We start from the raw sequence: 11,849 nt of genomic DNA on the forward strand, positions 1-11,849 counted from the left end.
ATAAGGAGCCATAAGGCTCCTTATTTACGCTGTTGTCCGATTAAGTAAATAACCGCTCCAACCAACCTTTATCAAGCTCATCTTCACATCGCTTTAATTGCGTGCCATAACGACTTGCTCTATTTTTTACTTTGTTGGCTACGCTCATTAACCATTTTTTCTTCTTATATGTGCCACGTTTATACCCGCCCCAGCCTTCATGATAATTAAGATATTGAGCGTAAGCATCCCATTTTGAAATGCCGTTTACTTTATGCGTTTTATAAACAAACCACGCCATAAAGTCGATTGCATCATCAAAGTCATCCCTATCTGCCCCGCTGTTACCTGTTTCACGAACGTAATCAGCCCAAGTAGGCGTTTTAGCTTGTGAATAACCGTAGGCTGAGCTTGCTCTACCTGTTGGTATAATCCATAAAAAATATTCCATAGGCGGAGCTGCATCGTGCTTAAACGAACTTTCTTGATACATCATGCTCATGAGTACATGTTTAGGAGAGCCCCACTTGTCTTGCGCGTCTTTTGCATCAAAATACCAGTCAGGCTTTTCTTCAAAAATTTTACAAAGATCATTTGGCTGTTTAGGTGGTGCTGTAGCACACCCGGCAAGGGTAAAAGCGAGAGTGAGAGATAAAATAAGTGCTTTTTTGTTCATTTTTTGTGTTCTCACTGAACTTTTATAAAAAGTGTTGGTCGTGATAATTAATGCAGCTGTATAGCATTGTTTCATCCCTGAATATTATTTACGCAGCCATATTAGGCTGCGTTTTTTTTGCGTGTATGTTGGCTATCAGTTTTTATGAAAATACTCATCTAAAAACGCTGTAAACGACTGCGCATCTGCATTTTCTATATTACGCTGCGCTTCATTTGACTGCTCAACTTGCTGCTCGAGCCACGGCTTTAAAAACTCACTGTAATCTGTTTCTATGTGGCTTTGCTTATACTGGTTTGCTAAGTCTAAGGCAAAGTGACCATTGTCTAAACCTGACTCTTTTAGTTTTGCTACATATCGCCCAGAGTAAGTAAGCGAAGGATCATTAACCCACGTGCTCATTCGCTCAATTGTTTCAGAGTAATAACTTACGCCGTAAGCTTTATCCATCCACTTTGCAACATCAGTCAATTGAGCAAATATTTGATTCCCCCAAGATTGCAGGCTACGCGGAGTATTATTATCGTTGAGCATCAACCCTTGCTCTCTCCCCTGATTTACAACCGCATCTAAATTTTCTGTACTGCGAGCCTGTTCTTTCCAATCCATGTTTGGTGAATCTTTTAATAAGCAATACGTTAAAAATACATCTAAAAAGTGAATTTGCTCTATATCGATACCCACTTCACTAAATGGGTTTACGTCTAATGCACGAATTTCAACATATTCTATACCCGCTCTCAATAGTGCATCTGTTGGCGTCTCACCACTGTTCGCATTACGTTTAGGGCGAATTGGCGAATAAAATTCATTTTCTATTTGCAGAATATTTTTATTTAACTGTTTTGGCTGTTCGCTAGTGTAGTCGTCAATGTCGCTGTATATATCTGATGGCGTATTGATGGCCTTTTTCAAACCAGCAACATATTCATCAAGCGAGTTATACATGACACGCAAGGACGATTGTGCGCTGTTTGTGTAACCTAAGTTACCTAAACGCAGTGCAGTGCCGACCTCTAAGTACAAGGTACCTTTACCTAACTTTTTAAACGGTAAATCTGTTTTACGACCTTGCAAAAATGAGTTACACAGGGCAGGCGATGCGCCAAACATATAACTAATAAGCCACAGCTCGCGTTTGAAGTTTCTTATCAGCGATAAATAACCATCAGATATAAAATCCTGCAAGCTCGTATTACTTTGCTTTAACGAATGCAGAGACTTCCAAAGTGACTCTGGAAAAGAGATATTAAAATGCACGCCAGCAATAGCCTGCATCATACTGCCGTATCGATTTTTTAGCCCTTCACGGTAAAGCGTCTTCATTTTGCCTATATTCGAGCTACCAAACTGAGCAAGTACGATATCGTCTTGGTGGTTGATGAAGCACGGCATACTGATAGGCCAAAGCAGTTCGTCACCCATATTTTCAAGCGTGAACTTTTGAAGATCGCGCAGTTGCTTTAATGTTTGCGTTGATGACTCGCTAACCGGTGTAATAAATTCAAGTAAAGATTCAGAAAAGTCAGTCGTTATATGGCCATTGGTTAGTGCACTCCCTACCCCTTTAGGATGACCTGTAGGAGATATAGCACCGTTGCTTTGTATTCTTAGCGACTCTCGTTCAATGCCACGTTTAATGCCTTTAATTGCGTTTTGGTGTTCACCAGTCGATAACGCGTTAAGCGCATTTGTTAGATCTTGTGTTGTCAAAAATATTTCCTCGGGCCACGTGGCTTAATCATACGGTTATGGGGGCTAATTACCGATTACTCAAGATTAAATTGTTAAGAACCATTTAGTTTTTTCAATTAGTCTTAAAATCCCTAATTTGAGCATACGCTTGATTTAACTATCTTCGTAAAATTATGTTGTAATCTTGCCATTGCTATTTACTTTATACAATTGCTTTACGAAGGTATTTACTAATAACACGGTATGCAATGAAGCATTAAACCAATGCGGATAGGGGACCTGTTATTTCGATTAAAGAATTCAATTTTATTTCGCTGACGTTATTAACCACAGAAATCTTGATATAGATCAATAAAGCATTCAATTCATCGTCAATATAAACATAATCGAGCTTTAATTTTGCTTTGTGTAAATAACTGAATATACTTCAGTTAATTAAAAAGGATGATAGTGAATGCAATGCACAGTAATAAAACATTAATTAATGAAGAAGTTCATTTTGATGAGTCACAAGAGCTTGTTTCAACAACCGATTTACGCGGTGTTATTACCTACGCTAATACAGAATTTTGTACAGTTGCTGGTTACTCAATACAAGAGCTTGTTGGCAAAAACCATAATATAGTTCGCCACCCAGATATGCCTAAAGCAGCGTTCAAAGAAATGTGGGAAACATTAAAACAAGGTCACTCTTGGCGCGGCATGGTAAAAAATCGCTGTAAAGATGGCCGTTACTATTGGGTTGACGCTTTTGTTACGCCAATTTTTGAACATGGCCAGCTGGTTGGCTACCAATCAGTAAGAACAAAACCGAGTCAAGCACTCAAAAATAAAGCGCAAAGCTTATACAACACCCTTAATGCTAATAAATCATTGTTCAGTATTCGCGAACAAACTGGAGTTAGGCAGAGTATCACCATAGCGTGTGTGTTACTTTGGTTAGTAAGCTCTTTAGTATTTGCTCCAATAGCCATTGCTTTACTTAATGTTATTGTTTGTATATTAGTAATCGCCCTAAATTACGATGAGCTTGTTGCAACCCCTAAAATATTGCGCGAGCATAAAGCTAAATCGGACTCTGTTTCTCGCTATATATACAGCGGTACCACAGCCCACAGCGTTAGTGACTTCAAAGAACAACTGCTAAATGCCAAGTTGCGTACTGTACTTGGGCGAATGAAAGATTCAACTCTTAATTTTAATAGTATTGCGACTAATTTAGACAAACAATCAACACTTACAGAGCAAGGAATTGCTTCTCAGGGTGAGCGCTTGGAACAGATTGCATCTGCGATGACTCAAATGGGATCGACCATTGGCGAAATTTCAGTAAACACTGCTGAAACGGCAGATAAAGTAAACGCAACGCATAGCAGTTGCTCTGAAATCAAAATACACATTGCTGATAATAGTAATATGATTTCTGAACTAGCAGTGCAAGTTGAACATGCAGCAACCACCGCAAGTAGCTTGGCCTCAGAAGCTGATAAGATTGGTCAGGTAATGAGTGAAATAGAAGGCATTGCAGATCAAACAAACCTACTTGCACTTAACGCAGCAATAGAAGCAGCTAGAGCGGGTGAGCATGGCAGAGGGTTTGCTGTCGTTGCCGATGAAGTAAGAACTTTATCGTCTCGTACACAAAGTGCTACAACACAAATTCACAGCTCAATAAAAGAAATACAAGATACTTTATTTAGCTGGTCAAAAGTGATGCAAGACACAAAAGAACAAGCCGATAATTGCGTTAGTACCACAGAAAAAACGCAAGTGGAGCTAGAAGGTATCTTTTCTCAAATTAGTGAAATATCGCATTTAGCCATTCAAATATCGTCTGCAGCAGAAGAGCAACAAATGGTGAGTAACGATATCAGCAACAATGTGACTGATATTAAAGCCTTTGGCGATAACAATTTGAGTTTAAGCTTTGAAGTAGCTAAAGGTGCAGCAGAACTGGTTGAAGGCTCACGAAAAGTAAATGACTTGCTATTAACTTTTAAAGTATAAACATTATAGGTTAAAAAACCGCTTAGTTTTAGGAGAAAGGCAACTAAGCGGTTTTTATAATTATTTACCGGCTAGTAAATACTAACCCATCACTGCCAGCATCAATAACAATGACACATCCCGGAATATAATCACCATTAAGTAACTTTTGCGCCAACGGATTTTCAATTGTTTGTTGAATGGCCCGCTTTAATGGACGTGCGCCGTATACAGGATCAAACCCACTTGCAGCAATAGTATCGAGCGCCGCATCGCTAATTTCTAGTAAGTACCCCATCTCAGTTAAACGTTCACGTAACTTCATTAACTGAATATCAGCAATCTCTTTAATGTGCTGATTCGCTAGCGGATGAAATACCACGGTTTCGTCAATGCGGTTTATAAACTCAGGTCTGAATTCACTGATCAATACATCCATTACTTTTGATTTTAGTGTTGCGTAATCATTATTACCCGCCTGCTCTTGAATAATATCTGAACCTAAATTTGAGGTCATGATGATTACGGTATTTTTAAAATCAACAGTACGCCCTTGTCCGTCGGTTAACCTACCATCATCAAGTACTTGTAATAAAATATTAAACACGTCAGGGTGTGCTTTTTCTATTTCATCAAGCAATATGACCGAATATGGCTTACGGCGAACAGCTTCTGTTAAGTAGCCCCCTTCTTCATACCCTACGTACCCAGGAGGCGCACCTACTAAACGGGCAACAGAATGTTTTTCCATAAACTCAGACATATCAATGCGCACCATGGCATCTTCTGTGTCAAACATAAACCCAGCAAGGGCTTTAGTAAGCTCTGTTTTACCTACGCCTGTTGGCCCTAAAAACAAAAATGAGCCAATCGGTCGGTTTGGATCAGCAAGCCCAGCTCGGGAGCGACGAATAGCGTTAGACACCGCAACAACTGCCTCGTCTTGCCCTATTACTTTACTGTGCAATCTATCTTCCATTTGCAGTAGTTTTTCACGTTCACCTTGCAACATGCGTGACACTGGAATACCTGTCCAACGAGAGAGTATCTCTGCAATTTCATCTTCGCCTACTTGGTTTTTAAGCAGCGTCATGTCTTGCATTTCGGCTTGTGACGCTAAGTCTAATTTGCGTTCAAGTTCGGGTATACGACCATATTGCAACTCAGACATGCGCTGTAAATCACTTGCTCTGCGAGCAACGTCTAAGTCGAGCCGAGCTTGCTCAAGCTCAGCTTTAATTACTTGCGTACCTTGCAGTGATGCTTTTTCTGCATTCCAAATTTCATCGAGTTCGCGGTATTGGCCGTCAAGATCGGTTATAAGTTCTTGCATTTCACTGCGGCGTTTTTGACTCGCCTCATCTTTTTCTTTAGCGAGAGCATTATCTTCAAGTTTTAACTGAATAATGCGGCGCTCAAGCTTGTCCAATGATTCAGGCTTCGAATCGATTTGCAAACGAATAGAAGAACCTGCTTCATCAATTAAATCTATTGCTTTATCGGGAAGCTGGCGGTCGCTAATATAGCGATGCGATAACTGCGCGGCAGCAACAATTGCAGGGTCGGTGATTTCAACTGAGTGGTGCAGTTCATAACGTTCTTTTAAACCACGCAATATTGCAATAGTGTCTTCAACTGAAGGCTCTTCGATTAATACTTTTTGAAAACGGCGCTCAAGGGCTGCATCTTTTTCTATGTATTTACGGTATTCGTCTAGTGTGGTTGCCCCTACACAATGCAGCTCGCCACGTGCGAGCGCTGGCTTAAGCATATTGCCTGCATCCATTGCGCCATCGCTTTTACCTGCACCTACAATGGTATGAATTTCATCAATAAATAAGATGACTTGGCCTTCTTCTTTAGCCAACTCGTTTAAAACCGATTTTAAACGCTCTTCAAATTCACCTCTAAATTTAGCACCAGCAACCAAGGCTCCTAAATCAAGTGACAATACACGTTTATTTTTTAATCCCTCTGGTACTTCACCATTAATAATACGCTGCGCTAAGCCTTCTGCTATGGCGGTTTTACCCACCCCAGGCTCGCCAATAAGTACCGGGTTGTTTTTAGTTCTGCGCTGTAATACCTGGATAGTACGGCGTATTTCGTCGTCTCGACCTATAACGGGGTCAAGCTTGCCTTGCTCTGCACGCTCGGTTAAATCAATCGTATATTTTTCTAAAGCTTGGCGCGTTTCTTCCGCATTCGGATCATCAACTTTTTGACCCCCACGGATTGCTTTTATGGCGCTTTCTATTTTTGTTGCAGTGATATTAAGCGATCTCAAAATATCCCCAAGCGGGCCTTTGTCATCGCACGCAGCAAGAACAAATAACTCACTAGAAATAAATTTATCTTTGCGCTTTTGAGCGTACTTATCACATAAATTTATAAGCGTAGCCATATTATTAGATAACTGTACATCGCCCCCAACGCCTTCAACTTTGAATAGCTTTTCTATTTCTTGGGATAACTTTGTATTAAGCTCGTCTGCACTTACACCTGTTTGAGCAAACAAGGCACGAACGCTTGAACCACTCTGTTGAAGGAGTGCATACATTAGGTGAACGGGTTCAATAAATTGATGATCGCGGCCAAGGGCAAGTGATTGCGCATCAGAAAGCGCAGATTGAAATTTACTTGTAAATCTATCTAAACGCATGAGGGGTTACCTATTAAAAAATCTAATTGATTAATAAATGGGTATGTTGCACGATTTGTTCAAGGTACGAAAGAAAATATATTCGCTAAATGATTAATTACTTGCGCCAGATCAAACTAGCCATTCGCCCTGTTTGCCCATCTCTTCTATAAGAGAAAAATAAATGTGATTGAGAAACTGTACAGTACTCACCACCAGCAATAGTTATTACCCCTAACTGCGATAATAAAGTACGCGCTATACCGTATATATCAGCATAATACTTGTTATTAAGGTGCGGCTTGAATGCATCTGAGAATAAAGGCGATTGATTATTAAATGCTTCAAAAACCTCTACACCAACCTCAAATTGATCCGGCCCTATTGCCGGACCAAGCCAAGCATATATATTTTCTGGTTTAGCGTTAAAGCATTTAAGTGCATTTTGAATAATACCTTGCTTTAGCCCTCGCCAGCCGCCGTGAATAGCTGCTACCTCAGTCCCATCATTACTTGCAAGCAATATAGGTAGGCAATCGGCAGTCATTATAGCCAAAGGTTGATCAACTAGGCGCGTATAGAGTGCATCGGCATTATGTAATTTATTAAAATCAAACTGCTGATCAACTGTAATTACATCTGCGCTGTGAATTTGATTTAGCCAGATAGCTGGATTTGGAAGGAAGTTATTTAATACTGAGCGATTTTTTAAAACGTTAGCTTGGCTATCATTAACATGAAGCCCCAAATTTAAACTGTTATAGGGTGCCTTTGATACGCCGCCTTCACGTGTGGTGCTGAGGGTACTCACATTGTGAAGGCTTTGCCATGTTGCTGATAGCAACTGCATTATCTATCGATATCTGGGTTAGCCTGAGTATCTTCACGAAGTGCTAACGTCATTTCTACCATATCATCTGGGATAGGTGCTTGCCACGTCATCATTTCACCCGTAATTGGATGCGCAATACTTAGTTTTACCGCATGTAACGCTTGACGTTTAAAACTTCTAAGCAGTTCAAACAATTGCGGTGTTGCACCCTTTGGTGGACGCGGACGACCGTTGTATGACTGGTCACCAATTAATGGGTGGTTCAAATAAGCCATGTGTACACGAATTTGGTGAGTACGGCCTGTTTCTAAACGCAAGCGCAAACGCGTATGCGCACGAAATTTTTCAGCAACGCGGTAATGAGTAATAGCAGGCTTACCCATTTCATGCACAGCCATATGAGTACGCTGTGTTGCATGGCGACCAATTGGTTTTTCGACCATACCACCCGCTGTCATAGTGCCGTTACAAAGCGCTTCGTATTCACGAGTGAAGTTTTCACGCTTTTGTAGTGCCTTAACAAGATGTGTTTGCGCTTGAATTGTTTTAGCAACAACCATTAAACCTGTTGTATCTTTATCTAAGCGGTGCACAATACCTGCTCGTGGCACATTAATAATGTCAGGGTAATGGTGTAATAATGCATTAAGCACTGTGCCATCTGGGTTACCAGCACCAGGATGAACCACTAATCCCATAGGTTTATTAATAACTAAAATATGGTCATCTTCATAAACAATGTTTAAGTCGATATTTTGTGCAAGGTATTCACGCGGTGCTTCAATGATTGTCTCAACATTTAACACTTCACCGCCTAACAGTTTTGTACGCGGTGTGTTTAATATTTCGCCATCAACGGTGATTTTATCATCCAAAATCCAAGTTTTTATACGTGAACGTGAATAATCAGGGAACAATTGCGCTAATACTTGGTCTAGACGTTTACCACCTAAGTCGGTTGGAACCTCGGCTTGAAGAGAAATTTGCTCTGTCATTCGTAACTTTACCCAATTTACCAGTGCAAGCTTTGCTCGACTGGGTTAGAATCGCTTTTAATAAAAGCATAATATAATACGTATAGTTTACTCGGTTTTACCGACTTGGCCTAGCCGAAGACATCGAAGGTAACAAATAAAATGATAAATAAAATAGGGAAACGTGCATTTGCCATCGTTTTTTCAGTTTCGGTACTTAGTTTAGGTGCCTGTTCGTCAGCACCTGACCAAGAAGACATTCAACGTGTACCAAATAGATCAGCACAAGCTTTATACGAAGATGCAAAAGAAACACTAGATTCAGGTTTATATGCCCGTGCAATTGAGCTTTTATCAGCGATTGATTCGCGCTACCCATTTGGGCCATTTTCAAAACAAGTGCAAATGGATTTAGTGTATGCTCATTACCAGTCGGGTAACACTGAACAAGCATTAGCAACCATTGACCGTTTTATTCGTTTGAATCCAAATCATAAAGATCTAGATTACATGTATTACATGCGTGGTTTGGTAAATATTAAAGCAGACAAAAACGCGTTCCAAGAATACTTTGGTATTGATAGAGCAGACAGGGATGCGAACAGAACCCGCGTTGCTTTTACTGATTTATCAACACTTGTAAAACGATTTCCACAAAGCGGTTACGCACCAGAAGCAAAACGTCGTTTAGTATGGTTATTAAACCGTATGGCACGATACGAGCTAAAAGTAGCTACATACTACTATGAGCGCGAAGCGTACTTAGCAGCTGCTAACCGTGGTAAATTTGTAGTTGAACACTACTCTCAAAGTAGTTATTTAAATGCAGCCCTTGATATGATGCAAAAAAGCTATGAAAAATTAGGTTTAACCGAATTAAGTCAAAACGCTAAAAAAGCACAAGCGCTGAATAAAAGAACACAGTAAATACAAAAAAGGCGCTTTAAAGCGCCTTTTTACTGACTAAGCTATTTAAGCTTAAATTAGATTGCGTCTTCATCTTCCTCAGCAGTACGAATACGAACTACACGCTCAACCTCAGTGACAAATATTTTACCATCACCAATTTTTCCGGTTTGTGCAGTTTTAACAATAACTTCAATCGCGCGATCAACACTTTCGTCAGCAAGTACTATATCAAGCTTCACTTTTGGTAGAAAATCAACCATATATTCAGCACCACGATAAAGCTCAGTGTGCCCTTTTTGACGACCAAAACCTTTTACTTCACTCACGGTCATGCCGTTAATGCCCACCTCTGACAGCGCCTCGCGTACATCATCAAGTTTAAACGGTTTTATAATTGCTTCTATTTTTTTCATATTAATTACTTTTTAAAGCCTTAGATGCCACGATTTTAGACAATCATAAGGTTCATAGCAAACAAAGCAATTGAATTACGGTGATAAATTAATCAGCCATGATATAATTTTGGCCATATAAGAATCGCAATACAAAAATTAGCTGTAAATGAGATCGTTATGAAAATTAAACAATCAGGATTCACACTTTTAGAATTAATGGTAACCGTCGCAATTGTTGGCATTATAGCGTCTATCGCTTTTTGGAATAGTAGCGACATGTTAGAAGAAAACCGTGCTGAAAACTTTTTACTTGAGCTGAAAAGAAACATTAGCTACGCGCGTTCTCAAGCTGCAAGTACCGATGAAATAGTTGTAATATGTGCAGCGGAGCATGGTGAAGTAAAAAATCAAAACGACAATATGCAATGCCAAGACCAATGGGATATAAATAAAATTATTATTGTTTTTATCGACTCTGATAACAGTGGCCACTACAACAAATCCACCGACTCATTATTACGCGTTATGGAAAAAATTAGCCTGGAAGATAAAGTTAAATTTACAGGTAACTCAAGGCGGCTACGGTTTAATACCAGTGGCCGAATTACAACAAACCCAGGAGAGTTTATTTTTTGTCCTAATAACGGCACAGATAACAATAAAGCACTCAGCGTATCACAATCTGGTACGGCGTTTTATTTAGGTGATAGTGCAAAAACTTGCGGTTAAAAAACAACCAATTTAGCTTGTCATATTTTATTCATTTACTAAACTAAATTAAAAGATAATTAATTTAGGACTTCAGGGATGAGGTTATCAATATCGAAATGTAAAGGGATCACGCTTCTTGAACTAATGCTTACACTCGCTGTTGTAAGCATTATCAGTCAAATCTCTATGTGGTACTACCCAGATTTTCTAGCAAAAAACCGGCTAGAGAACCACGTTAATCTTCTGCATCGAACTATCAATTATGGTCGACTTTACGCAATTGAAAATAGTACTTACGTTACTCTTTGCTCGTTAAACGAAGGCGAATGCTCAAAAGATGAATGGGATGGTCAAATGTCTTTGTTTATCGATCTAGATAAATCAACAACATTAGATGACGATGAATTGTTACTTAGTACCTTTGAAAGAATAAATGAGGCTGATGCGCTTGAATACCCTCGCACTGCAATTACGTTTCGCCCTGATGGCTCATTAAACGGTTTTCAAAATGGGACGTTTATTTACTGCCCAAATGAAAAAGCCAACCTCGAAGGGTTGGCTTTATCAGTGAGTCAAACTGGCAGAATAAGAATTAAATCAACCGATAAGTGTCAAAAAAATTAAACTCAACGGCCCCAGCAATAGTTGATGTCGGTATCGCCTTTACTACCCGTTGCTCCTTTTAAGCCAACGTCATTAATAGTTAATGACGTGCAGTCAGCATCCCCTTTCACAGCACCAGCAATGGGTTTCGCAGTGATTGTAAATTCATTGCTATTAACCACGTTAATTGTTAGCTCAAAATGACCGTTTTCAGTTTTACTTTGAATACCTAAGTCGCTAAACGAAGTTGAATATGCTCGGTTATCCACAAAGTATTGCTCTTGCTTGTTTGCGGCATCTAAAAGCGCAGAAGCGGCTTCTGCTCTTGATGCCCGCTTTACATATTCAGTGTAATTGGGCACTGCCACAGCCGCTATAATGCCAACAATAGCCACCGCTATCATCAGCTCAATCAAGGTAAATCCACGTTGCTTATTCATTTTTAGTC

11 protein-coding genes are annotated in these 11,849 nt (G+C 39.8%); 4 read left to right on the forward strand and 7 right to left on the reverse strand.

All coding sequences use genetic code 11. The annotated features are described in order from the left end of the window. Nucleotides 1-40: 40 nt before the first annotated feature. Both PS1M3_RS11455 and gshA read right to left on the reverse strand, forming a co-directional pair. Nucleotides 41-655, reverse strand: coding sequence for a transglycosylase SLT domain-containing protein (locus PS1M3_RS11455; protein ID WP_039036803.1), 615 nt, complete (start codon nt 653-655; stop codon nt 41-43). Between the two features lie 135 nt (nt 656-790). After that, nucleotides 791-2,368 (reverse strand): glutamate--cysteine ligase, encoded by a 1,578-nt coding sequence (gene gshA / locus PS1M3_RS11460; RefSeq protein ID WP_203984354.1) that lies wholly within the window; start codon nt 2,366-2,368, stop codon nt 791-793. A 441-nt stretch (nt 2,369-2,809) separates the two neighbouring features. On the opposite strand from gshA, the gene PS1M3_RS11465 reads away from it, so the two are divergent. After that, entirely contained in the window at nt 2,810-4,357 is a 1,548-nt protein-coding gene (locus tag PS1M3_RS11465; RefSeq protein WP_203987313.1) for a PAS domain-containing methyl-accepting chemotaxis protein, read from the forward strand. 64 nt (nt 4,358-4,421) lie between these two features. On the opposite strand, the gene clpB is transcribed toward PS1M3_RS11465, so the two are convergent. The 3 genes from clpB to rluD form a co-directional block, all read right to left on the reverse strand. Next, a complete protein-coding gene (clpB, locus tag PS1M3_RS11470) occupies nt 4,422-6,998 on the reverse strand; it encodes an ATP-dependent chaperone ClpB (protein WP_006792794.1) in 2,577 nt (858 codons plus the stop codon). Nucleotides 6,999-7,095: 97 nt separating this feature from the next. Continuing rightward, nucleotides 7,096-7,827, reverse strand: coding sequence for a peptidoglycan editing factor PgeF (gene pgeF / locus PS1M3_RS11475; RefSeq protein ID WP_010555939.1), 732 nt, complete (start codon nt 7,825-7,827; stop codon nt 7,096-7,098). Next, complete coding sequence (gene rluD, locus PS1M3_RS11480) at nt 7,827-8,804, reverse strand: 23S rRNA pseudouridine(1911/1915/1917) synthase RluD (protein ID WP_008132540.1); 978 nt, start codon at nt 8,802-8,804, stop codon at nt 7,827-7,829. The genes pgeF and rluD overlap by 1 nt, the downstream gene beginning before the upstream one ends. A 141-nt stretch (nt 8,805-8,945) precedes the next feature. Between rluD and PS1M3_RS11485 the strand changes: the two genes are divergently transcribed. Beyond that, nucleotides 8,946-9,710 (forward strand): outer membrane protein assembly factor BamD, encoded by a 765-nt coding sequence (locus PS1M3_RS11485; protein ID WP_006792791.1) that lies wholly within the window; start codon nt 8,946-8,948, stop codon nt 9,708-9,710. Nucleotides 9,711-9,766: 56 nt separating this feature from the next. Here PS1M3_RS11485 and glnB read toward each other — a convergent pair whose 3' ends face one another. After that, the gene (gene glnB / locus PS1M3_RS11490; RefSeq protein WP_006792790.1) at nt 9,767-10,105 is read right to left on the reverse strand and encodes a nitrogen regulatory protein P-II; all 339 of its coding nucleotides are present in this window, start codon (nt 10,103-10,105) and stop codon (nt 9,767-9,769) included. Between the two features lie 159 nt (nt 10,106-10,264). On the opposite strand from glnB, the gene PS1M3_RS11495 reads away from it, so the two are divergent. Continuing rightward, the gene (locus tag PS1M3_RS11495; RefSeq protein WP_203984356.1) at nt 10,265-10,816 is read left to right on the forward strand and encodes a GspH/FimT family pseudopilin; all 552 of its coding nucleotides are present in this window, start codon (nt 10,265-10,267) and stop codon (nt 10,814-10,816) included. Between the two features lie 78 nt (nt 10,817-10,894). Next, entirely contained in the window at nt 10,895-11,422 is a 528-nt protein-coding gene (locus PS1M3_RS11500) for a GspH/FimT family pseudopilin (RefSeq protein WP_008132543.1), read from the forward strand. A gap of 2 nt (nt 11,423-11,424) precedes the next feature. Here the strand turns inward: PS1M3_RS11500 and PS1M3_RS11505 are convergent, their stop codons facing one another. Further along, a complete protein-coding gene (locus tag PS1M3_RS11505) occupies nt 11,425-11,841 on the reverse strand; it encodes a type IV pilin protein (protein ID WP_203984358.1) in 417 nt (138 codons plus the stop codon). Between the last annotated feature and the right edge of the window lie 8 nt (nt 11,842-11,849).

The organism is Pseudoalteromonas sp. PS1M3 (assembly GCF_016865405.1).
Taxonomy (GTDB): domain Bacteria; phylum Pseudomonadota; class Gammaproteobacteria; order Enterobacterales; family Alteromonadaceae; genus Pseudoalteromonas; species Pseudoalteromonas marina.